This window comes from Streptomyces lunalinharesii (assembly GCF_039532155.1).
GTDB classification, from domain to species: domain Bacteria; phylum Actinomycetota; class Actinomycetes; order Streptomycetales; family Streptomycetaceae; genus Streptomyces; species Streptomyces lunalinharesii.
In genome coordinates, this window is record NZ_BAAARK010000006.1 from 92,528 (window position 1) to 118,105 (window position 25,578).

Sequence of the window (25,578 nt, forward strand, 5' to 3'; positions counted from 1 at the left end):
CCCGCAGGTCAGACAGCGAAATCCTGCTGGAGTACTAGGACTCGCCCGGTCGCTCGGGTGACTGTCCCGGGCCCATGTCGTTGACGTGGCCACGGGGCGCGACCGCCCGCGGTGCACCTGCGCTCGCCGATGGGAAGCGGTAGCAGCGGGGGCGATCTGCGTGTCCGCGACGGGGCGCGTCACCACTGGGCGAGCGGCTTCCCGGTCGTTGCCGCTCCCCTGGGCGCAAAAAACAAATGCAAGGAGAGACCTCTCCTTGCATTTTCAAGATATAGCGCACTGGGGGGCTTGCCGCAAGGCCCCAGGCATGCCGCACAATCGTCGACCGATGCCACAGCCTACGGAAATTGGGGCACTACGTGCGTGAGTTGTTGTCGACGTATGGGGGACGCGGTGCCGTCGAACCACTGGAGGCACCGGTGATGCCGTCGGCCGCCGCAGGACGAGGGAGCGCGACCGACGCGGAGGTGTCGCGGTGATCGAGCAGTACGTACGGGATCTTCACCACGCTGACGAGACGCAGGTGGCGGTCGTCGGCGGCAAGGGCGCGCACCTGGGCGGGCTGTCCAGGATCGAAGGCGTCCGCGTGCCGGCGGGCTTCTGCGTGACGACGGACGCCTTCCGGCGGATCGTGGCGGAAGCGCCGTCGATCGACGATCAGCTCGATCAGTTGGCGCGCTTGGACCCGGACGACCGGGCGGCGGTCCGCACGCTCAGTGCGCAGTTGCGCCGGACCATCGAAGGGATCGCCGTCCCGGACGATCTCGCGGCGGCGATCACCGGCGCGCTCGCCCGGTTCGGCGAGCACGCCGCCCACGCCGTGCGGTCCAGCGCGACGGCGGAGGACCTGCCGACGGCCTCCTTCGCCGGCCAGCAGGACACGTACCTCAACGTCGTGGGGCCGGCGGCGATCCTCCAGCACGTCAGCCGGTGCTGGGCCTCGCTGTTCACCGAGCGGGCCGTGACCTACCGCCAGCGGAACGGCATCGACCACCGCGCGGTCCGCATGGCCGTGGTCGTGCAGCGGATGGCCTTCCCGCACGCCTCCGGCGTCCTGTTCACGGCCGACCCCGTCACGGGCAACCGGAAGGTCGCCACCGTGGACGCCGGTTTCGGCCTCGGCGAGGCCCTGGTCTCCGGACTGGTGAACCCGGACGTCTTCACGGTCCGGGACGGCCAGATCGTGGCCAAGACGATCGCCGCCAAACAGCGTGCCGTGCAGGCGCTGCCGGCCGGCGGTACGCAGGAGGTGGCGATCGACCCGCAGCAACAGGAGCAGCCGTCACTCACGGATGCCCAGGTCGTGCGTCTCGTGGACCTCGGGCGGCGGATCGAGGCGCACTTCGGCCGCCCGCAGGACATCGAATGGTGCCTGGTCGACGACGACTTCCAGATCGTTCAGAGCCGGCCGATCACGACGCTGTTCCCCGTTCCCGAGACCGGCGACCAGGAGAACCACGTCTACGTCTCCGTCGGTCACCAACAGATGATGACCGACCCCATGAAGCCCCTGGGGCTCTCCATGTGGCAGCTGACGGCCATGGTGCCGATGCACGCGGCCGGCGGGCGGCTGTTCGTCGACGTCACCCGGCGCCTGTCCTCGCCCGGGGGCCGCGCCGCCCTCCTGGACGTCATGGGGAAGGGCGACCCGCTGGTCAGGGACGCGCTGGAGACCGTCCTCGACCGCGACGGCTTCGTCCCGACGCTCCCGGACGCGGTTCCCGCCGGCCCGCCGGCCGGCGGTGCGCCCGCTCCCCTCGAGAACGATCCGGCCGTCGTCACCGAGCTGATCGAGCGCAGCCGGGCGTCCGTCGCCGCCTTGGAGTGCGACATCCGGACGAAGACCGGACCGGAGCTGTTCGACTTCCTGCTGGGGTCCTTCGAGGAGCACAAGCGGGTCCTCAGTGATCCGCTGAGCATCCAGGCGATCATGGCGGGGATGGAGGCCACCTGGTGGCTCAACGACAAGCTGCACGAGTGGCTGGGCGAGAAGAACGCGGCCGACACGCTCACGCTGTCCGCCCCCGACAACGTCACCTCCGAGATGGGACTGGCTCTGCTCGACGTCGCGGACGTGATCCGCGCGCAGCCTGAGGTGGTGGCCTTCCTCCGGGACGTCCAGGACGTCCAGGACGAAGCCTTCCTGGAGGAGCTGGCGAAGGTCACCGGCGGGGCCGAGGCGCGCGACGCCATCGAGGGCTACCTCGACCGGTACGGCATGCGCTGCGTCGGCGAGATCGACATCACCCGGCCGCGCTGGCGCGAGCGCCCCGCCACGCTCGCGCCCGTGCTCCTCGACAACGTCCGGAACTTCGCGCCGGGCGCCGCCGGGCGCCGCTTCGAGGAAGGGCGGCAGAAGGCGCAGGCGAAGGAGGCGGACGTGCTGGCGCGCTTGCGGGCCCTGCCGGACGGGGACCGGAAGGCCGACGAGACCAAGCGGATGATCGACCGGGTCAGGACCTTCATCGGGTACCGGGAGTACCCGAAGTACGGCATCGTCAGCCGCTACTTCGTGTATAAGCGGGCCCTGCTGGCGGAGGCCGAGCGGCTCGTGCAGGCCGCCGTGCTCCCCGCGAAGGAGGACGTCTTCTACCTCACGTTCCAGGAACTCCACGACGTCGTGCGCTCCCACCAGGTCGACGGCCGGCTCATCCAGCAGCGCAAGGACGCGTTCCGCTCGTACCAGGCGCTCACGACGCCCCGGGTGCTCACCTCGGACGGCGAGGCCGTCACCGGGGCGTACCGGCGCGACGACGTGCCGGCCGGCGCCCTGGTCGGCCTGCCGGTCTCGGTCGGGACCGTCGAGGGGCGGGCCCGCGTCGTCCTCGACCTGGCGGAGGCCGCTCTCGAAGCGGGCGACATCCTGGTCACGACGTTCACGGACCCCAGCTGGTCGCCGCTGTTCGTCGGCATCGCGGGCCTGGTGACGGAGGTGGGCGGACTGATGACCCATGGCGCGGTGATCGCCCGGGAGTACGGCCTGCCGGCCGTCGTGGGCGTGGCCCAGGCCACCCGGCTGATCCGGGACGGAGACCGGATCCGCGTGCACGGCACCGACGGCTACGTCGAGATCCTGTCGTGACCGACCACACCGCGCGGCCGCGTCCGTAGCGAGCCCGCGCCCGCGTCCACCCGACGTCGATTCGTTCGATCCGCTTCGGTGCCGTAGAGTTCATCGAGCCGTCGCGGGGTGGAGCAGCTCGGTAGCTCGCTGGGCTCATAACCCAGAGGTCGCAGGTTCAAATCCTGTCCCCGCTACTGAAGACGGTGAAGGCCCGGTGGATCCCACCGGGCCTTCACTGCTTTTCCGCGCCCGAGCCGGCCGCGCGTCCGCCGGTCGCCCGGAATGTCCTCGGCGAACCGTTACTGTGGCGCTTCCCGCTGACCGTCGCCAGATGTGAGGTAGCTCCAGTGCGCAACGTCGACGCCTTTCGTCTCGTCGTCACGGGTGGCGGCACCGGCGGTCACACGTATCCGGCGCTCACCGCGATCCGTACGTTGCAGCGGCGGCTGTCGGCCGAGGGCAGGGCCCTCGACGTGTTGTGGATCGGAACCGCCGACGGCCTGGAGGCCCGGGTCGCGGCGACCGAAGGCATCCCGTTCGCCACGGTGGCCACCGGCAAGGTCCGCCGCGCGAAGAACCCGCTCAAGATGGTGTCGGCGGCCAACGTCAAGGACATGGCGCGGGTGCCGCTCGGCGTCGCACAGGCGCGGAAGCTGGTCGCGGGGTTCGGACCGGACGTGGTGCTCGCCACCGGCGGCTACGTCGCCGTGCCGACCGGCCTGGCGGCGCGCGTCTGCCGGCGTCCGCTGGTGCTGCACGAGCAGACGGTGCGGCTGGGCCTGGCCAACCACAAGCTCGCCGGCTCGGCGACGCGGATCGCGGTGTCGTCGAAGTCGTCGGTGCCGCTGTTGCCGGAGCGGGTGCGCGGTCGGGCGGTCGTCACGGGCAACCCCATCCGTCCCGAGGTGCTCGCCGGGCAGGCGGACAACGCGGTGCGGGCCCTGGGGCTGCATGCCTTCGAACGGAGGCTGCCGACGGTGTACGTCACCGGAGGCGCGCAAGGGGCCCAGCAGATCAACGACGTCGTGCGGGACACCTTGCCGTGGTTGCTCCAGCAGGCCAACGTCGTCCACCAGTGCGGCCCCGACAACGTCGCGGAACTGCGCCGGCAGGCGGGCGCACTGCCCCCGGCGTCGGCCGGCCGCTACCACGTGACCGGTTTCGTGGGCCCGGAACTCCCCGACGTCCTGGCGCTCGCGGACGTCGTCGTGTCGCGGAGCGGTGCCGGGACCCTGGCCGAACTCACCGCGCTCGGCAAGCCGGCCGTGTTCGTGCCGCTGGCCTCTGCGGCGGGCGACGAACAGGCGCACAACGCACGGCACTTGGAGCAGGCCGGGGCCGCCCTCGCCTTGCTCGGCGACGTCACCGCCGGCCGCCTGAAGGACGCCCTGGGCCCGCTGCTCGCCGACCCCGCGCTGCGGGCGACGATGGCGGAGCGGGCCCGAGCGCACGGGCGGCCGGATGCGGCGGAGCGGTTGGTCGAGGTGCTGGTGTCCGCCGCATCCGGCTGACCGTTGCGCACCGCGCCTGGGAAGGACTCGCGAGGTCGCTGGCGCGTCACTGGGTGCGCAGTGCGCCCCACAGCGGCAGTTGCTCGAAGAACTCGACGGCTTCGTCCCGCCACCGCCCCCGCCAGGTCGCCGCGACGGCGGCCGCCTCCTCGGCTCCGCCGCGGATCTCGGCGCGCAGTTGTTCGTCGACGCCGTGCTGCCTGGCGATCTCCTGAACCCGTTCGACGGTCTGCGGCGGGCAGCCGGGGCCGGCGAGCGCCGACTCCACCACCGCGCGCTCCGCGCCGCTCGTGGCGGCCAGCAGCGCGCACACCGCGTAGCTGCGGCGGCCCTCGCGCAGATCCGATCCGGCCGGCTTGCCGACCGTGCCCGCGTCCGCGAACAGGTCCAGGTAGTCGTCGCGCATCTGCCCGCTCACGCCGAGCAGTCGGGCGTACCGGGTCAGTTCCTCCTCATGGGCGGCGACGTCCTCGCCCGCCGCGAGCAGGCCCAGTTGCAACGGGGCCAGCACCGAGTACCGGGCGCTCTTGTACTCGGACACGGTGTCCAGCACCGCACGGTCGGGCACCGGGCCGAAGTCGCGCTCCAGGTCGAGGAATTGGCCGCGGACCGTGTCCGCCCCCGCCGTCGCCTGGACCGCCGCCATCGCCTGCCGTAGCTCGCGGGGCAGCGGGGCGGTCAGCAGCACCTGGACCGACAGGAACGCGGCCAGGTCCCCGGCCAGGACGGCCAGGCCCAGTGCCGTGTGCAGCCGGTCGGGGAACCGCTCGCGGTAGGCGTAGTACACCGACGGCGCCCCTCGGCGCACCGGGGAGTCGTCGATGATGTCGTCGTGGATGAGCCCGTGCGTCTGCAACAACTCGATGCTGAGCGCGGCCTCGTCCAGGCCCACCACGGCATCGGGAGTCACCAGTCGTGCCGCCTCGTACACCAACGCGACCCGTAGCCGTTTCCCGCCCCGCAGCGACATGTCCCGCACCAGCGCCAACGCCTCGGGCACGAACGCGTTGCGCGGCGGCCCCTGCCTGGCGACCAAGTCGAAGTAGTCCGCGAACAGCCCGTTGAAACTGTCCCGGTATCCGGCGAGCCGTGCGTGCACACCGGCCTCGATCTCAGCGCTCATTACTCTCCCTGGTACCCCGTCGAACAGGACGGCCGTCGAGGCTCGACAGACACCGTCAGCTCGCATTCAACACCATCGGATCGGCTCGGTGCGGGGCTCGCCGCCACTGGTGCGTCGGGCGCCCCGCGACGCGTCTGGACGGACGGATAACCTGGGCCCGTCAGTGAAGATCACGGAAGGGCGGAGCACATGGCGGACATCGTGGAGACGGCGGCACGGAAGGTTTTCGCGCGCTACGACGTCGACGGGGACGGTCAGGTCACCGCGGAGGAATACCGGCAGGTCGTCGCGGAGCTGGAGGGTACGGAGATCACCGAGGCGCAGGCTCAGGAGCTGATCGACTCCCTCGACACGGACGGCGACCGCATGATGTCCTTCGAGGAGTTCTGGGCGGCCATGAATGGCTGACGCTGCCGGGTCCGGCACGTGACCGTGCCGGACCCGGTTCGTCTCCCCCCGATCCGGTGTGACTGGCACGCAGCAGGTTGCCTGCGGCGCAGTCATCCAGAGGACGGGCATCCCGCAGGGGGACCCATCTGCCTCTAGCAGAGGTCACCATCCAGGCGCAACTACCCGACGCCGGCGGCCACTTGGCACGCTAACATCACGCCTCGCGAGTTCACCGGCACGGTGAATGCCCCTACGGGGTGGCTGCGAAAGTGGGGGGCAGGCGTGCGGGATGTCGTGCGTGAGTCGGCGTTGGCGGGCCGACTGGTGGTGTGGGAGGAATCGGCACGAGACGGGGCGCAGGCCAAGACGCTGATGCCGGGCCGGTTCCGGGTGCGCCTGGCGTGTGCGCAGGGAGCCCTGTTCGGTGCGGACGGGCCGCGCCATGTGGTGTTCGCGGCCGGCTTCCCCGCGGTGTGCGCCGAGGAGTTCGAGGCGGTGCGACAGGTCGCCGTCGAGGCCGAGGGGCACGTCAGCGTCGCGGCCGTGTGCCGGGGCGCCCTGGCCGACGTCCAGCAGGCCGTGGCGTCGGTGCGCGGCAGCAGGCACGCGCGGGTGATGGTGGTCGTGCCGGCCTCGGAGGCGATGGCCCAGGTGATGGTCCACCGCGGCGCCCGTGCGGCGCTGGCGCATGGCGTGGACCTGGTCAAGGCCGCCCGCGACCTGGACGATCGGGTCGCCGTCGACGTGTGCCTGGCCGATGCCTCCCGCGCCGACCACCTCCTGATGGCCGTCGCCGCCGGTGAGTTGACTGCCGCCGGGGCCGGCGCGGTGATCCTTGCCGACACCGTCGGCCGGCAACTCCCCGGCGAGGCGGCCAAGATGTTCGCACGCGTCACCGCGGCGTCCGCCCCCGGGACGGTGCTCGGCTCGCACCTGCACAACGACCTCGGCCTGGGCCTGGCCAACACCCTCCAGGCGCTCCAGGCAGGGGTGCGGGTGGTCTCCAGCTCGTGGTTGGGGCTCGCGGAGCGTTCCGGCATGGTCGCCACCGAGCAGTTGCTGTTCATCCTCGCCCACGCCCCGGACCGCACCGCCGAGCTGCTCGGCCCCTCCCCCGGGGCAAGCCTGTGGTGGCGGGCGCCCGACCTCACCCGCCTGCCCGCGATCGCCGCCCTGGTCTCCGAACAGACCGGCGTGCCCCTGACGGTGACCACCCCGGTGGTGGGCACCGGGGTCGGCACCCTCTCCACCGGCACCCCCTTCGTCGACCCCGATCTGTTCCAGCCCTACGACCCCAAGGCCCTCCTGGGCATCGAACCGCGGATCGTGCTCACCCACCTCGCCAGCACCCGCGTCGTCACCGCCGTCGCCGCCCGGATCGGCCACCGCCTCGACGCCGCGCAGAGCAGGGCCGCCAGAGCCTGGGTCAAGGCCCACGCCTTCCGCACCGGCCGCGCCGTCGTCGACGAACACGCCTTCGCCGCCTACCTCGACGGCCTCACCGCCCACGACACCGAGGCCACCGCATGAACCACCGACCCGCAGCCGACGCCACCCCGGCCACCAGCGACACCGGCACCGTCCGCCGCGCCCTCGCCCAGGGCCGGGCCGTCGTCCTGCCCAACCCCGCCCCACTCACCTGCGTCGTCACCGCAACCCGACCCGCCGCCGTCAACCTCGCCAAACGACGCCCCGCCGACCAGGCCGTCGCCCTGTGGGCCCACCACCCGCACACACGCGAGGCGCTGGCCGAGCACCTCGACCTCAGCCCCGCAGCACACCGGCTCGCCCGCCGCCTGCTCACCGAAGAACGCGTCACCCTCCTCGCGCCGCTGCGCCACCCGCACGACATCCCGTCCTGGCTGACGCCTGCCGCACAAGACGGCTGGACGCTTCTGTTCGCCGCCCGCTGGCAGCCCCTGGCGCCTCTCCTGGACGATTTCCCCCTGCTCTACGTCAGCAGCGCCAACCGCACCGGCCACCCGCCCGCCCCCACACCGGACGACGCCGCTCCCCACTTCGCCCCCCACACCCCCGTCCTCACCGCACCCGCCCCCCTCGCCGCCACCGCCACGCCCGTCAGGCGGGCCACCACCACCATCCGTCTGCACCCCGACGCACGCACCGAACTCCACCGCCACGGCGCCCAGGACCACCCCCACCCCAGCGCCGAGCACTACCTCAACCACCTCCACCACACCTACCGGACGCCGCCTACCACCGAGGACTTGCCCGGCGGGCCGATCCCGCCGGGCTGATGGACGACGTTCGGCCGCCGCCCGAATTCGTGATGAGACTGCCGTGCCAGACCCGTACCGCGATCTCGTGGTCAGGGGCGCGGACGCCCCTGACCACGCGTGCGTCACACGGGGAGCAGGTGCCACTGCCGGTCCCGGTGGTCGCCCTCCGCCCGGTGCTGCTGGATCGCCGTGCGGGCGTTGGTGTCGACGCGCAGGAGCAGACCGCTGTTGCGGTTCGCGATCTCGTACACCAGTGGGGTGTCGGTCGTGGAGCTCACCGGGATGAGCCTCCAGTGCTGGTGGTGGGCGTCGTCGCCCTCGTAGGCGCGTTGCGCGACCACCGCCCCGGCCGTTTCGTGCGCGCCGAGGATCTCCAGGACCTTGCCGCTGCGCACGTTCTCGATCCTGTACAGGTTCTCGCCGTTGTACTCGCCTGTGACGACCAGCCGCCATTGTTGGTGGCCCCTGGGGGTGGCGAGGGACTGGTGGATCTCGGCTCCGTCCTTGGTGGACTCGCGCTGGACCGCCATCCGCAGCCTGCTGCGGACGTTGGCCCAGGAGACCACCGTGCCCGAATCGGGCAGCCCGGCCCGCTCCGGCAACGCGACCTTCCGGACCCGGTGGTTGGCGTGGTCGGCGATGTAGAGAGTGTCGGCGCGGTCCACGGCGAGCCCGGTCGGTTTGTTCAGCTGGGCCGAAGTAGCCGGGCCGTCGTCACCGTCGAAGCCCGCGGTGTCGCTGCCGGCGACCGTGCTGATCTTCCCGTCGGCCGTGACCTTCCGGACCCGGTGGTTGCTGAATTCGGCGATGTAGAGGGTGCCAATGCTGTCCACCGCCACCCCGAACGGGCCGTCCAACTGGGCGGCGGTGGCGGGGCCGCCGTCACCGCTGAAGCCCTTGGTGCCGGTGCCGGCGACCGTGCTGATCTTCCCGTCGGCCGCGATCCTCCGGACCCGGTGGTGTCCTTCATCGGCGATGTAGAGGTCGCTCGCGCGGCCCACCGCCACTCCCCTCGGGTGGCTCAGCTGGGCCGAAGCCGCCGGACCGCCGTCTCCGTCGGATCCCGCGGTCCCGGTCCCCGCGACCGTGCTGATCTTCCCGTCAGTCGTGATCTTCCGAATGCGGCGGTTGTCGTACTCGGAGACGTAGAGGACTCCGGTACTGTCCACCGCCACCCCGCGCGGGCTGTTCAACTGGGCGGCGGTGGCGGGGCCACCGTCACCGCTGAAGCCCTCGGTGCCGGTGCCCGCGACCGTGCAGATCTTCCCGTCGGCCGTGACCTTCCGGACCCGGTGGTTGGAGGAATCGGCGATGTAGACGGCGCCCGCGCCGTCCACCGCCACCCCGCGCGGGTAGTTCAGTTGGGCCGAGACGGCGGGGCCGCAGTCACCGCTGAAGCCCTTGGTGCCGGTGCCGACGAGCGTGCTGATCTTCCCGTCAGTCGTGATCTTCCGGACCCGGTGGTTGTTGAACTCGGAGACGTAGAGGGCTCCGGTGGTGTCCACCGCGACCTCGTACGGGTTTCGCAACTGGGCCGACACGGCAGGCCCGTCGTCCCCTGAGAACCCACCGACCCCGGTCCCCGCGACCGTGCTGATCGGAGGGGCGGAGACCTCGCCACCTGTGCTGGCCGCCTGAGCAGTGCTCATCGTCATCCCTTCACCGTTAACTGACTGCCTGCTACGAGCGGTTGTCGTTGGAGGCGGACGGGTCCTCGGCCTTCGGCTTGGGTGCCTCCGGAGGCTTGGAGAAGTCGCTCTTCTTCGGCATGTTCTGCAGGTCTTCGTCCTTCTGGAGGCCGCTGTGCTCCGTCACCGTGGAGCTCGACTCCCGCATGCCGGCGGACGCTCCCTTGGACACCGAGCCGGGATCCTGGGCGTACTGGGCTTGGGCGCCGGCCGATGCCTGGGTGGTTTGGATGAAGGAGCCGAGGAAGCCGAGGATCGCCCGCGCTTCGGGCGACTGCTCCTGCACCACCTTCGCGCGGGAGTTGGCCCCGTGGATCGAGCTGTTGAACAGGCTCGCGCTCGTGTCGTCGTACGTGTCGTCGTCGGCGTCCTCGAAGTCGACGCCCGCGCCCGGCTGCGGCTTGGCCCCGTCGGTGGTCACGGAGAAGAGCCCCGCGCCCTTGCCCGCGAAGCCGAAGATGTTGTCGAACACCATGGTGGTCACCCCTGGTCGTCGTGGCGGCGTCGCCCGCCCGGTCAAGGCTTCTTGTGCAGCTCTCGTTCGCTGCCGGTCAGGCTCTCGCCGTCGAACATCGTGTGGTGGACCTCCAGGGCGGAGACGACCTCGGCCAGCCCCTTCATGCGGAAGCCGTTGCCGCCCGCCAGGTCGATGTCGCCGAGGTCGCGCGCGACCACGTATTCGAGGCCGGGGTAGTCCCTGGACTGCGGGGGAGACAGGACCGCCACCGGTACGTCGTACTTCACCGCGAGCAGCCCGGAGAAGGTCACCGGGATCTCGTAGGAGTACTGCTTGCGGGTACGCCGCTGCGTGACGATGGTCTCCACGCGGGAGCCCGGCGGGACCTCGCCCTCGATCTGCGAGTTGGAGGCCCAGCTGGTGGTCAGGGAGCCGCCGACGGAGGCCATGATGCCCAGCATCAACTGGGCGTTGAGCTCCGCCCTGCCGGTGGCGCTGCCCGTGGTCGTGAACGCCGTCGAGCTGGTCACCGAGTTCGACGCGGAGTTCGCCACCGAGTTCGTCACGCCGTTCTCGGTGCCGTTCGCGGTGTCGGTCCCGATGTCGTCCTTGCTGTTCTCGTTGGTCACGCTGTTGGTGACCTTGTTCTCCATGTCGTTCTGGAGCTGCGTCCCGAGCTGCGCCTGGAGGTCCAGCTGGAGCTGGGCCGCCAGCTGGAGCTGGAGTTCCGCGCCGACGCTGCCGCCGAAGGTGAGCTGGGCCTCGCCCTGGAGCGTCCACGTGACCTCGTTCGCCACCGTGAACTCGACGGAGTCGGTGAACTTCATCGTGGACGTCTGGCTGCGGTTGACGTAGGCGCGCGAGGAGAACGTGTCGGGCGCGGGCTGGTTGACATTGCGCCGCTCCTCGATCAGCGGCTCCCCGAGGTTCATGTAGGCGAGCCAACCCAGTTTGAACGCGGACCCGGGGAAGGTGCCGAAGCTCGACTTGTTCAAGGAGAACCCGACGGGCTTGTGCCGCACGCCGTAGTCGTCGACGTAGACCAGGTTGGGGTGGTCCAGAATGGACTGCCAGGTCTGCTCGATATTGAGTTCCCGCAGGTTCTTCTTCGTCAGTGGCTGGCGCTTGGCCCGTTCCAGGTTGTACGCGTTGGAAGGCATTCCCCGTCCTCGACTGGTCTGGTCGGACTGCGTTCGGTGAACGGTCAGGCAGTAACAGGCATCTGCGCTTGTCCCGATGGTCGAAATTACCACGGGCCCCGTCACCCAAACGGTGACGCCAGGCATTCACCCAATCGAGTGATCAAGGTTCGGTGACTGTTCTCAACTCTCGGAAATCACAGGTACGTTGAGGCGCCGCCAATCACCCGATCAATCACTTTCCAACGGCCCCGCCGGCGAGCACTGCGACCGCAACCGCGGGTGTGGGTAGAGGGATTGGATTCGGCCGTCCCATTGCTCTCGAAGTCGTCTCAAGCGAGGGCGATTGAGCCTGTAGCAATTCCGCGCGACAAAGCACTGAACCGAACTCCCGACGCGTCGTTCTCCTACATTCAGAACAGGTGAGGTTTCCGCGATGTACACCCAAGAACGCACGACGATGTCGAATTTGGTGGTCGGCGGACCGGTGGCGGTGAACAGCTACGACAACGCCATCGTGGCCGCACTGCTCGAAAACCGGCCGGTCATGCTCGTCCACGCCTTCAACGGCGGCTACCTGCGGCCCGCCGAGTTGAAGGAGGAGAGCCACGACAAGGGGGTCAAGCTGGCCACCGCGCTCGACCCGGACACCAAGGAGGCGCAGGGCCACCTCTGGTACATCACCCCCGCCGGCTTCTTCGGGCAGCGACCGCTGTACTTCATCGAGAGCGCCGCGGGCCAGGTGTCGCCCGAACCCGCCGGTGCGGGCGAAGCCGACGCCGGGCGCGGCGACGACGGCGCGCCGAAGCCGAAGCGCCGGCGGATCGCCGTCCACCAGGAGGCGCCCAAGAGCACGGCCGACACCGTCCAGGTCGGCCTGCCCGACAAGGTCGGCGACAAGTGGCGCGGGAAGAACGGTGCGCCCGAGGACACCCAGCTCTGGGTCGTCACGGTGACGCCGTGGGGCGGGATCACCTTCGTGCCGATCACCCACCCCGACGCCATCCTCGGCTTCAAGGACCACGCGGTGACGGCCGACAGCGAGGTGCGGCTCACCTACAACTGGGGCGGGGACTTCACCGGGACGGTCATCAACACGTTCTACCCGCGGCTGCCCAGCGAGTGGAACGTCCCGTACCACCACGTCTTCACGTGATCCGCGGGCACCGCCGCGCCGCACCCGTCCCGAGTCAACGCCCGCACCGCCTGGAAGAGGCACCACGATGCCCGTGCCCATCGAAGAACTGAAGTTGGAGATCGTCAACGCCGCCACCGGGAAGACCCTCGGCGCCGAGGCCGCGCCGCGCGCGGACGGGGTGCTCGTCGTCCGCGACTTCCCCGACGGCGGCCCGAGCCCGGAGCAGTGGCAGCTCGCCCCCGTGCAGGCCACGGCAGGCGAGGAAGCGGAGGACAACCAGGCATATGTGATCCGCAACGCGGTCAGCGGCAAGGTGCTCGACGACCCCGCTGCCGCGGACCGCGCCGTCCGCCAGTGGGACGCCGCCGCCGGCAGTCAGAGCCAGCAGTGGCGCGTCGTCCCCGTCGAGGGCGAAGCGGGCCTCTTCTTCATCGAGGGGGCGGCCGACGGCGCCGTCCTCGACCTCGACGAGCCCGGCGCGGACGACGTCCGGAGGATCGTCCTGCGGGAGCACGACGACGGCGCGGAGAGCCAGCGGTGGCGGTTCGTGCCGGCCGAACCCGAGCGCACCAGCGACGCCGTGCTGCGCTGGGCGGCACTGGGGCACTGGAACGGTCGCCAGTCCTGGCGCCTGGCCGCCTCGACCGCGGTGCGGCCGGCGCCCGGTGCGACGCCCGCCTTCAGCAACATGCTGCTGGTCCTCGAACAGTTCGGGAGCGACGAGGACGCCGGGAAGTGGAAGAGCGACGGGGCCACCGGCTCTCCCGGCGGCCAACCGGGCTGGTGGGCCGGGGCCGGTGCGCGGTTCCTCGCCGACACCACGGGAGCGAAGCGGGCGGACATCGTGGGGCTCAGGCCCGCGGAGGGGGCCGTGACGTCGTCCAGCAGGGGCGACGGCACGTTCGACGAGGAAGAGCGCGTCCTGCACCCGCCCGTGCCCGCCGCGAGCCCCGAGGACCTGTGGACCCTCGCGGACACCACGGGCGGCGGCACGCCCGATGTCGTCGTGCTCGCCGCGGACGGTGTCCGGGTGTCCCCTCTGGGCGAGGACGGGACGTTCGCGCCCGCGGGCGGCGAGCCGGTCCTCAAGGCGTTCGGACACGGCGAGCCGGCCGGTGGGTGGCTCGTCGACAAGCACCCGCGCTTCCTCGCCGACACCACCGGCAACGGCAGGCTCGACGTCGTCGGCTGCCACGACGACGGCGTCTGGGTATCGCTCCAGGACGAGGACGGTACGTTCGCGCCGATCGGCGACGAACCGGTTCTCCGGGCGTTCGGCCACGACGAGAAGGCGGGTGGGTGGCTCCTCGACAAGCACCCGCGCTTCCTCGCCGACACCACCGGCAACGGCAGGCTCGACGTCGTCGGCTGCCACGACGACGGCGTCTGGGTATCGCTCCAGGACGAGGACGGCACGTTCGCCGACCCCCTGTACGTCCTCGACGACTTCGGGGTCGACCAGGGGTGGAGTTCGGTCGAGGAGCACCCCCGGTTCCTGCTCGGGACGACCGGTGGCGGACGAACGGACATCGTCGGGTTCGGCCCGCAGGGCGTCGTCGTGGCACGCGGGCGCGGCGACGGCACGTTCGAGCGCCCGAAGCTCGTCCTGAACGACTTCGGGCTCGCGCAGGGGTGGCGGAGCGGGAAGCACCTCCGGTTCCTCGCCGACGTCACCGGCGACGGCGACCCGGACATCGTGGGCTTCGGCAACGAGGGGGTCTGGGTGTCGCACAGTCGCGGCGACGGCCGGTTCGAGCAGGCACAGTTGGTGTGCCGGGGGTTCGGGTACAACGAGGACGCGGGCGGCTGGCGGGTCGACCGGCACCCCCGCTTCGTCGCCGACGTCACCGGCGACGGGCGGGTCGACATCGTCGGGTTCGGCGGCCCGGGGGTGTACGTGGCCCGGAACCTCTTCCGCCGCTTCAGGACCCGATAGCCCGCGGAGGGCCTCCACGGCCGTACCCGGACAACTCTCCGTCGGGGTACCGGAACCTGTCACTCCGACCCGAGGTGCGGCCTCGCACGCCTTCGCCTGCGAGGCCGCACGTCGAACGGCCGCGAGCGACCCGGTGGAACCGCCGTCGCGCGCTCCACCGGGTCGCAGTCGGCGCGGGTCTCACTCGTGGGCGCTGATCACGCCGCCGGCGCTGAGCACGATGGAGACACCGTTGGCGTCGAGGCCGACGTCGTGGCCCTTCGTCTCCAACGTCGCGTCCACCGAGCCGTCGTGGCCGATGATCTGCGCGCGGTACCGCAACTCGCCGACCTTCGTCACCTTCGCCGTCCAACCACCGGCAAGGTGGAAGGTGCCGGGGCCCTGCTGCCCACCGCCCATCCAGGAGCGGACCTCACCGCCCATCGTGAGCACCACGAACATGTCGTTGGCGTCCAGCCCGGCGTCGATCTCCTCCCCCGTCGTCTCCAACGTCGCCAGCACCGCACCGCGGCTGACGATCTCGGCGCGGTAGCGCTGCCGGCCCAGGTCGTAGATCCTGGCCGTGCTGCCGTCCACCAGGGTCTGGGTGCGGACCGGGGAAGCCGACTTGGCCGTGGAGGCCCGCATGCTGCCCGAGTGCTCGCCCGCGAGGGCCGCCTTGGCGCCGACGCTCTGCAATCCGGACCAGCCCGCGGGACTGGCGTCGGCGACGGCCGCACGCGCGCTCGGGTGTCCCGCGGCCTGGGCGTCGGTGGCGCCCGAGCCGGACCAGGCGACCAGGGACAGAGCGGCGGCCGCGGTCAGGGCCGCCGCGCCCACGCGCAACGAACGGCTACGGGCGATGCGGACGGTGGTGCTGGAGCGCATTTCGGGTCCCCTCCGGGGCAGTCGGTGACGAGGTCTCCTCGGTACGTCCCCACTCTGCGCAAGAGCACTATCGCCAGGCCGCCGCTCCACTAACACCCGGCTAACACGACCATCAACAGGGCAGACTCGCCCCATGGCGGACATGAGGGCGTTCCGGGATGCGGTCACCAGTTGGGCGACGGGCGGTCCCGACAGGCCGGTGCGCGAACTGGCGGGGCGGCTGGGCGCGCGGACCGCGGTGCTCGTGGAGGGGTTGAGCGATCTCGCGGCCGTCGAGGCGCTGGCCGACCGCCGTGGCCGGGACCTGGCTGCCGAGGGCGTGTGCGTCATGCCGATGGGCGGGGCGATGAGCGTCGCCCGCTACGCCGGCCTCCTCGGACCGCCGGGCCTCGGGCTGCGCCTGACCGGACTCTGCGACGAGGGTGAACGGGGCTTCTACGAACGCGGCCTGACGCGGGCACAGGCACCGCTCCAGGACGTCTACGCGTGCGCCGCGGACCTGGAGGACGAACTCATCCGCGCGCTGGGCACCGCGGAGGTCGAGGAGATCATTCGCGCCGAGGGCGACTTCCGTGCCTGGCAGACCTTCCAGCGCCAGCCCGCACAACTCGGCCGGCCCAGGCATCAACAGGTGCGGCGCTTCCTCGGCACGAAGAAGGGCCGCAAGATCCGCTACGGCCGTCTCCTCGTCGAGGCCCTCGCACCGGACCGGACGCCACCCCCGCTCGACTGCCTCTTCGCCAGCCTGTGAGGCCGTGAACGGGCTGGCGGCACGCTCGCCCTCGGTACGCGTCCTCGCGCGACCGGGCCGCCGGCCGGCCCGTCCGTTCGACGCCACAGCACCGGTTCAGGGGCGCGCCGGCGCGCTGCACGGCGCCGCCAGCTGCTTGGCGTACCGGTGGCACGGGACCAAGACCGGTCCGTCGGGGCCTGCTGCCAGGTAGTCGAACGCGCCTTCGTCGCACCAGCCGTTGCGTGCGTAGCAGCGGCGCGCGCGGGCGTTGCCCGTGGCGACGGCGAGCCAGGCCCGCTCGTGGCCGTGCTCCCGGACGAGGCCCTCGGCGCGTGCGAGGAGCGCGCCCGCCACGCCCGTGCCGCGATGGGCCGCACCCACGTAGACCTGCTCGACCTCGTCGGCGACGACCATGACGAAGCCCACCACCGCGCCCTCACGGACTGCGACGGTGGTGTCTGCGACCCGCTCTCGCGCGCGGGACGCGAACGACTCGGGCGTGCGTACCGCCACCAGTTCATCGGGGACGTGTCCCAGATGGCCGTCCCGCCAGCCGCTGCGCCACATCGCCGCAACGGCCTCCGCGTCGGCGGACTTCGCGGGCCGGAAGGTCGTCGGAGTGTCGTTCCCGGGAACGGATGCAGACGTGGATGCAGGCATGGATGCAGACATGGTTCCAGGCTAGCCAGGGAGTCCGACGACGGTCGCCCATCGGCCCCCGTCGGCCCCCATCGGCCCCCGTCGCCGTGGGGCGTCGGACGAGCGGCAGGTCAGCGCGGCGCCGCGGTGCTTCCCTCCGGCGCCCTCCCCCGCTCAGCCCAGGTGCTTCTGCTGGACGGCGGTGAGTTCTCGGACGACGAGGACGGCGGCCACGGCTGCGGCCACGACGGCCACATCAGCCGCCAGCAGGAGCCGTACGTCCGTGTAGACCCGCGCGATGACCTCGTCCGTGGAGGCGCCGGACACCAGCAACCCGCTCGGGATCCCGGCCAGCCACAGTCCCCACCACCAGTTCACCGCGCGCGGCAACCGTTCCTTCGGGGCGCTCCGCTGGTGGACGTCGACGACGATCCCGCGGGGCACCCACAGTTGGGCGACGGGCACGATCCAGCCCAGGAAGACCCACGGCCAGGCGTGGCGCGGCGGCCGTCCCGAGAGGACGTGCGCGTTGTCCCGCACGCGCAACAGCCACCAGAGGAAGGCGATCGCGCAGAGCAAAGTGGCGGCATCCGTAAGGGAACTGACGATGTGGTAGGAGTTCTCCAGCCCGGTCAACGGGCGGTGTCGGCCGTCGCCCTGGTCCGGCGGCCCGGAAGGCGGCAGCCCGGTCGCGGCGAGCCGGACCTGCCAGACGGCCCGGGTCACCCAGGCGGCACCGGCGAGGACGAGAGTGACGACGGCACTTCGGGCGTGGCCCTGTACCGGACGTAGTACCTGCTGAGCTATCTGATCGTTCACCCGGCAATCCTGACCTGCCGGGGCCCGCATGTCACAGTCCGGTGGAACGCACGCTGGCCAGGCCACCGCAGAACAGCCTGACTTGGAGCAGCGGACACAAGGTTCGAAGTCCGGGTGTGAGCAGTTGAGGTACAGGAAATCCCGGTGAGATTGATCTTGCTGCGGTTCCACATGCCTGTGAGCCGTTCCATCGGCTACGGGTCGGTGCCGCTTCCGCGGCCGGTGGTGCGGGCGCGGACCGGGCGGCGGGGGCCGATGACCTGTGCGCCGTCGGACGTGGCGGCTTGAGAATCACGCAGCACCCGGCCGTAGCCGCTGCGCTTGGTACGCGGGCCGAACTGTTCCGTGTACAGAAGCCCCGGCCGCGCCTGGCGGTTCAGCCCGTGAGGGTGTTGAGCCAGCCGGTCAGCAGACGGTTGATCTCCTCGGGGCGTTCCTGCTGGATCCAGTGGCCGCAGCCCTCTACGAGGTGGGAGGCGGTCAGGCCGGGGAGGGTGGTGGGGAAGGCGTCGATAGCGTCGGACATCCAGGTGGTGGAGGCGTCCAGGGCGCCGCCGACGAACAGGGACGGCTGCTTGATCGGGGCGCCGCGGTGGGGGGCGAGATCTTCCCAGTCGCGGTCCATGTTGCGGTAGCGGTTGAGGGCGCCGGTCAGACCCGTGCGCTCGAACTCTCCGGCGTAGACGTCGAGATCGTCCTCGGTCAGCCACGCCGGGAGCGGGCCGGCGGGAAAACGGTCGCGCAGCCGGCCTCCGTGAGCGACGAAGTGCGGGTCGGGCTCGCCCTGGGCGGGCATGGTGTCGGCGGACAGGGCGGCGTAGAAGCCCGCGAGCCAGCCCCGCACGTCAGGTTCGATCTCCGTCTCGGCGCGGCCGGGCTCCTGGAAGTAGGAGACGTAGAACTCCTGCTCGGGGCCGCCGATCTGGCCGAAGACGTCGGTGGGGCGGGGGCCGCCGGGCGGCGCGTACGGGACGCTCAGCAGGGCGACGGCCCGGAAGACCTCGGGGTGGAGCAGGGCGGAGGCGGCGGCGATGTTGGAGCCCCAGTCGTGGCCGACGACCACCGCGTTCTCCTCGCCGAGGGCGCGCACGACGGCGACGTTGTCCTCCACCAGGTCCAGCATCCGGTAGGCGTCGCTCTCCGTAGGCTTGGAGGAGCGGCCGTAGCCGCGCACGTCGATCGCCACCGCCCGGTAGCCGGCCGCGGCGAGGGCCGGGAGCTGGCGGCGCCAGGAGTACCAGGACTCGGGGAAGCCGTGCACGAGCAGGACCAGCGGGCCGGTGCCCTGCTCGACCAGGTGAAGGCGCCCGGCCGGGGCCTCGACGGTGCGGTGGCGGAGTACGGCGGACGGCTCGGGCTGCATGGGGGCTTCTCCTCGGTTCGCGGGTGGAGGCAGGTACGCATCGATCATGCGGCGCAGCGACCGTCCACCGCGACTACCCTTGCCACTCTGGCAAACTTGCAGGACAGGATGGTGGAGCGGCACGTCCGGAAGGGGGCAGAGCGGGTGACAGACGACGACGTGGCCGCCACGCTGGCGGCGATGGGCCCCCGGCTGCGGGCCGCGCGCGAACACCGCGGCTCCACGCTCACCGGCGTCAGCTGCGCGACCGGCATCTCTCCGAGCACGCTGTCGCGGATCGAGACCGGCCGGCGCAAGCCCACCCTGGAGGTGGTGCTGCAGTTGGCGAAGGAGTACGGCGTCTCCCTGGACGAACTGGCCGGCGCCGCCCCCGCCGCCGAGCCCCGCACCGCCGCGCTCCAGCGTTTCGGCGACGACAAGGCGGTGCTGCCGCTGACCCGGTACGTCGGGGGCCTGCACGCCCACAAACACGTCCTACCCGCCGTCCAGGAGCCGCCCGCGCGGCCCCGGCAGGTCTCCCACGACGGCTGGGAATGGCTGTGCGTCCTGTACGGGCGGCTGTGGCTCGCACTCGGCGACCAGAACCTCGTCCTGAGTGCCGGGGACGTCGCCGAGTTCGACACCCGCAATCCCCACGGGGTCGCGAGCGCCGGCCCCGGCGGCCCGGTCGAGTACCTGATCATGTTCGGGCCGCAGGGAGAGCGCCTGCGACCGCGCACCCCGCCCGCCCCCGGCCCCAGGGCCCGGTAACAAGCAGCGAACGAACGGCCTGACGTCCCGGGATTTCCTGTACCTCAACTACTCACGCCCGAAGCCGCAGCCACGGTCGGCGAACGACTTCCCGGACGGGTCCTTCCCCGCGACCTCCTCGACGGATGGCGGACGGAGCCGGACATGGCACGTGCTCGTGGGCTGCTAGGTTGCGTCCAGGCGAACGGGCGTACGGGCCTACGGGGGGGTTGTGCTGTGATCGGGCTGGGAGCGATAGCGGGGATCGCGGTGGTGGAGTTCGGCATGGTGCTGACTCCGGGGCCGAACATGATCTACCTGGTCTCCCGCTCGATCGCTCAGGGCCGGCGGGCGGGGCTGATCTCGCTGGCCGGGGTCTTCCTCGGCTTCCTGGTCTACCTCTTCGCGGTGTCCGCCGGCATCGCCACCGTCTTCGCGCTGGTGCCGGAGATCTACCTGGCGATCAAACTGGCCGGAGCGGGGTACCTGCTCTGGCTTGCCTGGAAGGCCGTCCGGCCAGGCGGCCGATCCGCCGTCGCGCCCCAGGAACTGACGCCGGACCGGCCCCGCAAGCTCTTCCTGATGGGCCTGCTCACCTGCCTGCTCAATCCCAAGGTGGCCATCCTCTACATCTCGCTGCTGCCGCAGTTCGTCGACCCGGCACGCGGTCATGTCGGCCTACAGGGGGTGCTGTTGGGGCTGACGCAGATCGCGGTGGGGGTCGCGGGCAACGCGTTCTTCATCGTCACGGCCGGCTCCGTCGCCGGGTTCTTCGCCCGGCACCCGCTCTGGCAACGCGTGCACCGCTACGTGACGGGCACCGCACTGGCGGGCTTCGCCGTCAAGATCGCCACCGAACGCACGGGCGCGGCGGTCGCCCTGCGCTGACGGCTGGCAGCTGCCAGCTGACGGGGCGACAGGGTGACACCCGCGAGCCGTCCCTGATACCGGTCCGCTGCGGGCCGGCGACGTCGACGGTCGGCTCGGGGATACTGGTCGGCCATGGATGAGGTCAATGTGGTGGTCGCCCATGCGGAGCGCGCGACGCTGCGCGTCGGCGACGTGTTCCTGAAGGTGGACGCCGATCAGGCGCGCATCGACGTCGAGGTCGAGGCGATGGCCCTGGCACCGGTCCCGACCCCGGAGGTCCTGTGGCGCAAGCCGCCCGTGCTCGCGATCGCCGCGGTCCCGGGGACGGCGCTCGGCCGGCTCGGCGAGCCGTCGACCGCGTCCCCGGCGGCGTGGGCCGCGGCGGGTGCGGCCGTCCGGAAGGTGCACGAGGCGCCGTTGCCGCCGTGGCCCGGCCGGGGCGGGCGGGGCCTGGACGAGTTGGTGGCGGAGCTCGACGGCGAGTGCGCGTGGCTCGTGCGGAACGGCGTCCTCCCCGCCGACCTGGTCACCCGCGGCCGTCAGGTCGCCGACGTCGCACTCCGGCCGTGGACCCCGGCGTTCACGCACGGCGACCTACAGATCGCGCACGTCTTCGTCGACCGCGACGAGGTCACGGGCATCATCGACTGGTCCGAGGCGGGCCGGGGTGACGCCCTGTTCGACCTCGCCACCTTGACGCTCGGGCACCAGGAGCACCTCGGCGACGTGGTCGCCGGCTACGGCACCGCCGTCGACCTCGACGTGATCCGCGCGTGGTGGGCGCTGCGAAGCCTGCTGTGCGTTCGCTGGCTGGTCGAGCACGGCTTCGACCCGACCGCGCCGGGCTGTGAGGTCGACGTGCTGAGGTCCCTGGTGTGAGGCTGCGGGGGGCGCTTGGGCGCGTGCGGTGCGTGGCGTCACGGCGGGGTCGCGCGGCCGGCGCGGTGCGGGAATCGCCCCGTCGGGCGCGGGCAGCGCGCCGCCGATCGGGCCCTCAGGCCGATGCCTCACCGCCGGGGCAGCAGGCGTCGCCCTCCAGGACGGGGGACTTGCCCATGCGGTCGGCGTCGGCCTTGACGACGTAGACCTCCCAGGGCTCCCTGCCGGGTCCGTGCACCCAGACCTTGTCCTGGAGGGCGTGGCAGCAGGAGGTGTCGTTCTCCTCGAAGGTGGCAAGTCCCGCTTCCTTGAGGCGGTCGGTGGCGGCGGTGACCTGGTCGGTGGAGGCGACCTCGACACCGAGGTGGTCCAGGCGGGTCTCCCGGCCGGGCTCGCCTTCGATCAGGACGAGCTTCAGCGGCGGCTCGGTGAGGGCGAAGTTGGCGTAGCCGGGGCGGCGCTTGGCCGGCTCGACGCCGAAGAGCTTGGCGTAGAACGCGACCGACGCTTCGAGGTCGGGGACGTTGAGGGCGAGCTGGACTCGGGACATGGGGTCTCCTCAGCACGTTGCATTGATATTCATCGATGCAACCTTGCGCCTTGAATCGAAGTTCGTCAACATAGAGGGATGTCGAATCAAGAGCGTGTGGTGCGCGGCCGGACCGAGGAATGCCGCCCCGGGCTGCTGACCGCGCCGGTGGACGAGGACCAGGCCACCGAGCTGGCGAAGGTCTTCAAGGCCCTGGGTGACCCGGTGCGGCTGCGGCTGCTGTCGATGATCGCCTCCCGCGCCGGCGGCGAAGTCTGCGTGTGCGATCTGACCCCGGCGTTCGACCTGTCGCAGCCGACGATCTCCCACCACCTCAAGCTGCTGCGACAGGCCGGACTGATCGACTGCGAACGCCGCGGAACGTGGGTCTACTACTGGCTGCTGCCCGAGATGACCGACCGCCTCGCCGGAATCCTGACCCGCCCCGCCGGCCAGCCCCTGGCCCGGGCCGACCGGACGCATTCCGGAGCCGCCTCGTGACGACGAAGGGCGCCATCGCCGCAACGGGGCCGGTCGCCGCCCGGCTGTCGTTCCTGGACCGCTTCCTGGCCGGGTGGATCCTGCTGGCCATGGCCGCGGGCCTCGGTCTGGGCCGCCTGGTTCCCAGGCTCGGCGACGCGCTGGCGAAGGTCACCGTCACCGGCGTCTCGCTGCCGATCGCGCTCGGGCTGCTGGTGATGATGTATCCGGCCCTGGCCAAGGTCCGCTACGACCGCTTCGACACCGTCACCCGCGACCGCCGGCTGCTGATCCCCTCGCTGGTGATCAACTGGCTCGTCGGCCCGGCCGTGATGTTCGCCCTGGCCTGGCTCTTCCTGCCCGACCTGCCGGAATACCGGACGGGGTTGATCATCGTCGGGCTGGCCCGGTGCATCGCCATGGTCATCATCTGGAACGACCTGGCCTGCGGCGACCGCGAAGCCGCCGCCGTCCTGGTCGCCCTCAATTCCGTCTTCCAGGTCCTCGCGTTCAGCCTGCTGGGCTGGTTCTACCTCTCGGTCCTCCCCGGCTGGCTCGGGCTGGAACGGACCGGGTTGGACGTCTCGGTGTGGGAGATCGCCCGCAGCGTGTTGATCTTCCTCGGCATCCCCCTCGCCGCCGGCTTCCTCACCCGCCGCCTGGGCGAGAAGGCCAGGGGCCGCGCCTGGTACGAGACGACGTTCGTCCCCCGGATCGGCCCGTTCGCCCTGTGGGGGCTGCTGTTCACGATCGTGGTGCTCTTCGCCCTCCAGGGCGGTGCGGTCACCTCCCGCCCGCTGGACGTCGCACGGATCGCCCTGCCCCTGCTCGCGTACTTCGCGCTCATGTGGGCCGGATCGATGGCGCTGGGCAGGGCCGTCGGGCTGGACCATCCGCGGGCGACGACGCTGGCGTTCACCGCGGCCGGCAACAACTTCGAACTCGCCATCGCCGTCGCCATCGCCACGTTCGGTGCGACCTCCGGGCAGGCCCTGGCCGGCGTCGTCGGCCCCCTCATCGAGGTGCCCGTGCTGATCGGCCTGGTCTACGTCGCCCTCGCCGCCCGCCGAATCTTCCCCAACTCCCCTGCCCTCGCCGGCGAGTCGACCACCGGCCAGGAGGCCGCCCGGCGCTAGCCTCCCGAGCCGTCGGCGTCGTGGTCGCCAGTCGTCGGCCGCGGCCGACGGCTTCAGGCGGCCGTGCCGACGGGCCTCCGGGTCAGCGCGTCGTGTACCCGCCGTTGACGAAGAGCGTCTGGCCGTTCAGCCACCAGCCTTCGGTAAGCAGGAAGATGACGTGGGGCACGATGTCCTCGATCTTGGTCAGTTCGCCGTTCATGGACGAGGACTTGTGGAACGCGACGGAGTCGTCGGTCTCGGCCGGGTAGAAGAACGAGGTGTCCATCGGGCCCGGGGCGATGTTGTTGACGCTGATGTTGCGGCCGAAGAGTTCCTTCGACAGGGCGCGGGTGAAGTGCTCGACCGGTGACTTGCTGCCGGCGTAGACCGAGTACAGGCCGGTGTACGCGGCCAGGAGCGAGGTGACGACGGTGATGATCGAGCCGTCGCGGTCGATGCGCTTGGCGGCCTCGCGCATCATGAAGTAGGCGGCCTTGGAGTTCACCGCGAACATCCGGTCGTACTCGGTTTCCGAGGTCTCGGTCATCGGCTTCTTGACCACCATGCCCGCGGTGTTCACGCTCGCGTCCACCCGCCCGAACGCGTCGAACGCCGCGTCGAAGAGCCCCTCGACCCCGGCCACCCGCGTCAGGTCCGCCTGGTGCGTCACCGCGTCCCCGCCCGCCTGCTTGACCGCGGCGGCCGTCTCCTCGGCGCCGGAGCGGGACGCGTCGCTGTTGTAGTGGACCACGACCTTGGCGCCGTGTTCGCCGAGCCGTCGGCTGATCAGGCCGCCGAGGTTCTTGGAGGCGCCGCCGACCACGACGACCTTGTCCTTGAGCGTACGAGCGGGCATGACGCGTCTCCTCGTGAGATGGGTGTCCGTCCCCGCGCGGGCGTGCCGGCGCACACCGGCGCCCGCACGCCCGGGACCTGGCCCGTCACGTGCGGCGCGCGGCCACCCCGACGCTATGCAGGCACCCCCGTGATCGCATCCGCAGGGCGCCGGCGGCTCACCCGGCCGGCCGATCGCCCCTCGGGCGCCGAGGGCGGCGTGGTCGTCGCGAGGAGTCCGGTGAGCGCGGAGCGGACGGCCTGGCGGGTGGCGATCTCCCGTTCCAGGCCGTGGAGTTGGGCGCGCAGCGCGGCTGAACTCGTGGCCGTCCGGTCAGTGCCGGCCCTCGTCCTGCGCCGTCAGTCTGGCTTGCAGTACGGCCGCCGCGCGGGCGCACCAGTCGCGGTTGCCCTCCTCGAAGGCCAGGCCGCGTAGGCACGTCAGGTACGGGCCGACGTGGGTGCCGTGGCGTAGGTACTCCTCCTCGGTGCGTTCGCCGCGCAGGGTGCGCAGCAGCGCGTCGAACTGCTCGACCTTGGTGCGGGCGAGTGCGCCGCGTTCGGTCAGCCGGGCGATCAGCTCCGCGGTGTCGACGTGGCCGGCCGCCTGGACCTTGACGAGCAGGTCGTCGCGGATGAAGGAGGGCTTGGTGGTGGCGGCGACGTACCGCTCCAGTTCCGTCAGGCCGGCGTCGGTGACGTGGAACAGGCGCTTGTTGGGGCGGGTGTCCTGGACGACCTCGCGGCCGGTGATCAGCCCGTCGTTCTCCAGCCGGGTCAGTTCGGCGTAGACCTGCTGCGGCTGGGCGTGCCAGAAGTTCGCGACCCCGAGGTCGAAGGACTTCGCCAGCTGGTATCCGCTCAGTTCCGCGCCCAGCAGGGCCGCCAGGACTGCGTGCCGCAAGGCCATCGGTTCTCCTCCCGCCGCTCGGCGGCGCCGTAGCGCTCGTCCCCTACTCAGGGATGCACGGGTCATGGTACTCATGATTCTGATTAGTCAGAATCATGAGTAGAGGAGTCCGGTGTTCGGTG

General features: G+C 71.3%; 24 protein-coding genes and 1 tRNA gene. 14 read left to right on the top strand and 11 right to left on the bottom strand.

The features are described 5' to 3' along the window. Positions 1–475: 475 nt before the first annotated feature. The 3 genes from rph (at position 476) to ABD385_RS11910 (ending at position 4,575) form a co-directional block, all read left to right on the top strand. Positions 476–3,082 carry a rifamycin-inactivating phosphotransferase gene (gene rph, locus ABD385_RS11900; protein ID WP_344575132.1) on the top strand — a complete coding sequence of 869 codons (2,607 nt, stop codon included), beginning with the start codon at positions 476–478 and terminating at the stop codon, positions 3,080–3,082. Positions 3,083–3,184: 102 nt separating this feature from the next. Beyond that, positions 3,185–3,258, top strand: a tRNA-Met gene (locus ABD385_RS11905). A gap of 153 nt (positions 3,259–3,411) precedes the next feature. Beyond that, complete coding sequence (locus ABD385_RS11910) at positions 3,412–4,575, top strand: UDP-N-acetylglucosamine--N-acetylmuramyl-(pentapeptide) pyrophosphoryl-undecaprenol N-acetylglucosamine transferase (RefSeq protein WP_344575133.1); 1,164 nt, start codon at positions 3,412–3,414, stop codon at positions 4,573–4,575. A 46-nt stretch (positions 4,576–4,621) separates the two neighbouring features. Here the strand turns inward: ABD385_RS11910 and ABD385_RS11915 are convergent, their stop codons facing one another. Next, positions 4,622–5,698 (bottom strand): polyprenyl synthetase family protein, encoded by a 1,077-nt coding sequence (locus ABD385_RS11915; RefSeq protein WP_344575134.1) that lies wholly within the window; start codon positions 5,696–5,698, stop codon positions 4,622–4,624. A gap of 189 nt (positions 5,699–5,887) precedes the next feature. Between ABD385_RS11915 and ABD385_RS11920 the strand changes: the two genes are divergently transcribed. From ABD385_RS11920 to ABD385_RS11930, 3 genes are all read left to right on the top strand, one after another. Then, on the top strand, positions 5,888–6,106 hold the full coding sequence (locus ABD385_RS11920) for an EF-hand domain-containing protein (protein WP_344575135.1): 219 nt from the start codon (positions 5,888–5,890) through the stop codon (positions 6,104–6,106). 264 nt (positions 6,107–6,370) lie between these two features. Continuing rightward, a complete protein-coding gene (locus ABD385_RS11925) occupies positions 6,371–7,618 on the top strand; it encodes a 2-isopropylmalate synthase (protein ID WP_344575136.1) in 1,248 nt (415 codons plus the stop codon). Then, positions 7,615–8,346, top strand: a complete 732-nt coding sequence (locus ABD385_RS11930) for a Sua5/YciO/YrdC/YwlC family protein (protein WP_344575137.1) — start codon at positions 7,615–7,617, stop codon at positions 8,344–8,346. The genes ABD385_RS11925 and ABD385_RS11930 overlap by 4 nt, the downstream gene beginning before the upstream one ends. A 104-nt stretch (positions 8,347–8,450) precedes the next feature. Here ABD385_RS11930 and ABD385_RS11935 read toward each other — a convergent pair whose 3' ends face one another. The 3 genes from ABD385_RS11935 to ABD385_RS11945 are packed head-to-tail and all read right to left on the bottom strand — an operon-like array spanning position 8,451 to position 11,633. Continuing rightward, positions 8,451–9,977 carry an NHL domain-containing protein gene (locus ABD385_RS11935; protein WP_344575138.1) on the bottom strand — a complete coding sequence of 509 codons (1,527 nt, stop codon included), beginning with the start codon at positions 9,975–9,977 and terminating at the stop codon, positions 8,451–8,453. Between the two features lie 31 nt (positions 9,978–10,008). Next, positions 10,009–10,491, bottom strand: a complete 483-nt coding sequence (locus tag ABD385_RS11940) for a hypothetical protein (RefSeq protein ID WP_344575139.1) — start codon at positions 10,489–10,491, stop codon at positions 10,009–10,011. Positions 10,492–10,532: 41 nt separating this feature from the next. Then, entirely contained in the window at positions 10,533–11,633 is a 1,101-nt protein-coding gene (locus tag ABD385_RS11945) for a hypothetical protein (protein ID WP_344575140.1), read from the bottom strand. A gap of 415 nt (positions 11,634–12,048) precedes the next feature. Between ABD385_RS11945 and ABD385_RS11950 the strand changes: the two genes are divergently transcribed. Both ABD385_RS11950 and ABD385_RS11955 read left to right on the top strand, forming a co-directional pair. Then, the gene (locus ABD385_RS11950; protein ID WP_344575141.1) at positions 12,049–12,768 is read left to right on the top strand and encodes a hypothetical protein; all 720 of its coding nucleotides are present in this window, start codon (positions 12,049–12,051) and stop codon (positions 12,766–12,768) included. A 67-nt stretch (positions 12,769–12,835) separates the two neighbouring features. Beyond that, positions 12,836–14,686: an FG-GAP-like repeat-containing protein gene (locus tag ABD385_RS11955; protein ID WP_344575142.1), complete on the top strand. Its 1,851-nt coding sequence runs from the start codon at positions 12,836–12,838 to the stop codon at positions 14,684–14,686. A gap of 180 nt (positions 14,687–14,866) precedes the next feature. Here the strand turns inward: ABD385_RS11955 and ABD385_RS11960 are convergent, their stop codons facing one another. Beyond that, positions 14,867–15,553: a hypothetical protein gene (locus ABD385_RS11960; RefSeq protein WP_344575143.1), complete on the bottom strand. Its 687-nt coding sequence runs from the start codon at positions 15,551–15,553 to the stop codon at positions 14,867–14,869. A 133-nt stretch (positions 15,554–15,686) separates the two neighbouring features. Between ABD385_RS11960 and ABD385_RS11965 the strand changes: the two genes are divergently transcribed. Further along, the gene (locus ABD385_RS11965) at positions 15,687–16,304 is read left to right on the top strand and encodes a TOPRIM nucleotidyl transferase/hydrolase domain-containing protein (RefSeq protein WP_344575144.1); all 618 of its coding nucleotides are present in this window, start codon (positions 15,687–15,689) and stop codon (positions 16,302–16,304) included. Positions 16,305–16,400: 96 nt separating this feature from the next. Here the strand turns inward: ABD385_RS11965 and ABD385_RS11970 are convergent, their stop codons facing one another. The 3 genes from ABD385_RS11970 to ABD385_RS11980 all read right to left on the bottom strand — a co-directional run bounded on the left by ABD385_RS11970 (position 16,401) and on the right by ABD385_RS11980 (position 19,107). Further along, positions 16,401–16,958, bottom strand: a complete 558-nt coding sequence (locus ABD385_RS11970) for a GNAT family N-acetyltransferase (protein ID WP_344575145.1) — start codon at positions 16,956–16,958, stop codon at positions 16,401–16,403. Positions 16,959–17,099: 141 nt separating this feature from the next. After that, positions 17,100–17,774, bottom strand: coding sequence for a DUF4328 domain-containing protein (locus tag ABD385_RS11975; RefSeq protein ID WP_425585388.1), 675 nt, complete (start codon positions 17,772–17,774; stop codon positions 17,100–17,102). 346 nt (positions 17,775–18,120) lie between these two features. Further along, a complete protein-coding gene (locus tag ABD385_RS11980) occupies positions 18,121–19,107 on the bottom strand; it encodes an alpha/beta fold hydrolase (RefSeq protein WP_344575147.1) in 987 nt (328 codons plus the stop codon). 108 nt (positions 19,108–19,215) lie between these two features. Between ABD385_RS11980 and ABD385_RS11985 the strand changes: the two genes are divergently transcribed. The 3 genes from ABD385_RS11985 (at position 19,216) to ABD385_RS11995 (ending at position 21,585) form a co-directional block, all read left to right on the top strand. Beyond that, complete coding sequence (locus tag ABD385_RS11985) at positions 19,216–19,857, top strand: helix-turn-helix domain-containing protein (RefSeq protein WP_425585393.1); 642 nt, start codon at positions 19,216–19,218, stop codon at positions 19,855–19,857. Between the two features lie 216 nt (positions 19,858–20,073). Continuing rightward, positions 20,074–20,724 carry a LysE family translocator gene (locus tag ABD385_RS11990; RefSeq protein ID WP_344575149.1) on the top strand — a complete coding sequence of 217 codons (651 nt, stop codon included), beginning with the start codon at positions 20,074–20,076 and terminating at the stop codon, positions 20,722–20,724. A 114-nt stretch (positions 20,725–20,838) separates the two neighbouring features. Further along, positions 20,839–21,585, top strand: coding sequence for a phosphotransferase family protein (locus ABD385_RS11995; RefSeq protein ID WP_344575150.1), 747 nt, complete (start codon positions 20,839–20,841; stop codon positions 21,583–21,585). A gap of 115 nt (positions 21,586–21,700) precedes the next feature. Here ABD385_RS11995 and ABD385_RS12000 read toward each other — a convergent pair whose 3' ends face one another. Further along, the gene (locus ABD385_RS12000) at positions 21,701–22,135 is read right to left on the bottom strand and encodes an ArsI/CadI family heavy metal resistance metalloenzyme (RefSeq protein WP_344575151.1); all 435 of its coding nucleotides are present in this window, start codon (positions 22,133–22,135) and stop codon (positions 21,701–21,703) included. Positions 22,136–22,213: 78 nt separating this feature from the next. Between ABD385_RS12000 and ABD385_RS12005 the strand changes: the two genes are divergently transcribed. Together ABD385_RS12005 and arsB are read left to right on the top strand one after the other, a co-directional pair. Further along, positions 22,214–22,615, top strand: coding sequence for an ArsR/SmtB family transcription factor (locus ABD385_RS12005; protein ID WP_344575152.1), 402 nt, complete (start codon positions 22,214–22,216; stop codon positions 22,613–22,615). After that, positions 22,612–23,730, top strand: a complete 1,119-nt coding sequence (arsB, locus tag ABD385_RS12010) for an ACR3 family arsenite efflux transporter (RefSeq protein ID WP_344575153.1) — start codon at positions 22,612–22,614, stop codon at positions 23,728–23,730. Before ABD385_RS12005 ends, arsB begins: the two co-directional genes overlap by 4 nt. A gap of 82 nt (positions 23,731–23,812) precedes the next feature. Here arsB and ABD385_RS12015 read toward each other — a convergent pair whose 3' ends face one another. Together ABD385_RS12015 and ABD385_RS12020 are read right to left on the bottom strand one after the other, a co-directional pair. After that, positions 23,813–24,568 (bottom strand): SDR family oxidoreductase, encoded by a 756-nt coding sequence (locus tag ABD385_RS12015; protein WP_344575154.1) that lies wholly within the window; start codon positions 24,566–24,568, stop codon positions 23,813–23,815. 312 nt (positions 24,569–24,880) lie between these two features. Next, complete coding sequence (locus ABD385_RS12020) at positions 24,881–25,456, bottom strand: PadR family transcriptional regulator (RefSeq protein ID WP_344575155.1); 576 nt, start codon at positions 25,454–25,456, stop codon at positions 24,881–24,883. Positions 25,457–25,578: the final 122 nt, after the last annotated feature.

Excerpts from the sequence above, each read along its gene's own strand:
- ABD385_RS11915 (WP_344575134.1), bottom strand. The coding sequence starts at position 5,698 with ATGAGCGCTGAGATCGAGGCCGGTGTGCACGCACGGCTCGCCGGATAC.
- ABD385_RS11920 (WP_344575135.1), top strand. The coding sequence starts at position 5,888 with ATGGCGGACATCGTGGAGACGGCGGCACGGAAGGTTTTCGCGCGCTAC.
- ABD385_RS11930 (WP_344575137.1), top strand. The coding sequence starts at position 7,615 with ATGAACCACCGACCCGCAGCCGACGCCACCCCGGCCACCAGCGACACC.
- ABD385_RS11935 (WP_344575138.1), bottom strand. The coding sequence starts at position 9,977 with ATGAGCACTGCTCAGGCGGCCAGCACAGGTGGCGAGGTCTCCGCCCCT.
- ABD385_RS11940 (WP_344575139.1), bottom strand. The coding sequence starts at position 10,491 with ATGGTGTTCGACAACATCTTCGGCTTCGCGGGCAAGGGCGCGGGGCTC.
- ABD385_RS11945 (WP_344575140.1), bottom strand. The coding sequence starts at position 11,633 with ATGCCTTCCAACGCGTACAACCTGGAACGGGCCAAGCGCCAGCCACTG.
- ABD385_RS11950 (WP_344575141.1), top strand. The coding sequence starts at position 12,049 with ATGTACACCCAAGAACGCACGACGATGTCGAATTTGGTGGTCGGCGGA.
- ABD385_RS11955 (WP_344575142.1), top strand. The coding sequence starts at position 12,836 with ATGCCCGTGCCCATCGAAGAACTGAAGTTGGAGATCGTCAACGCCGCC.
- ABD385_RS11960 (WP_344575143.1), bottom strand. The coding sequence starts at position 15,553 with ATGCGCTCCAGCACCACCGTCCGCATCGCCCGTAGCCGTTCGTTGCGC.
- ABD385_RS11965 (WP_344575144.1), top strand. The coding sequence starts at position 15,687 with ATGGCGGACATGAGGGCGTTCCGGGATGCGGTCACCAGTTGGGCGACG.
- ABD385_RS11970 (WP_344575145.1), bottom strand. The coding sequence starts at position 16,958 with ATGTCTGCATCCATGCCTGCATCCACGTCTGCATCCGTTCCCGGGAAC.
- ABD385_RS11975 (WP_425585388.1), bottom strand. The coding sequence starts at position 17,774 with ATGCGGGCCCCGGCAGGTCAGGATTGCCGGGTGAACGATCAGATAGCT.
- ABD385_RS11980 (WP_344575147.1), bottom strand. The coding sequence starts at position 19,107 with ATGCAGCCCGAGCCGTCCGCCGTACTCCGCCACCGCACCGTCGAGGCC.
- ABD385_RS11985 (WP_425585393.1), top strand. The coding sequence starts at position 19,216 with ATGGTGGAGCGGCACGTCCGGAAGGGGGCAGAGCGGGTGACAGACGAC.
- ABD385_RS11995 (WP_344575150.1), top strand. The coding sequence starts at position 20,839 with ATGGATGAGGTCAATGTGGTGGTCGCCCATGCGGAGCGCGCGACGCTG.
- ABD385_RS12000 (WP_344575151.1), bottom strand. The coding sequence starts at position 22,135 with ATGTCCCGAGTCCAGCTCGCCCTCAACGTCCCCGACCTCGAAGCGTCG.
- ABD385_RS12005 (WP_344575152.1), top strand. The coding sequence starts at position 22,214 with ATGTCGAATCAAGAGCGTGTGGTGCGCGGCCGGACCGAGGAATGCCGC.
- ABD385_RS12015 (WP_344575154.1), bottom strand. The coding sequence starts at position 24,568 with ATGCCCGCTCGTACGCTCAAGGACAAGGTCGTCGTGGTCGGCGGCGCC.
- ABD385_RS12020 (WP_344575155.1), bottom strand. The coding sequence starts at position 25,456 with ATGGCCTTGCGGCACGCAGTCCTGGCGGCCCTGCTGGGCGCGGAACTG.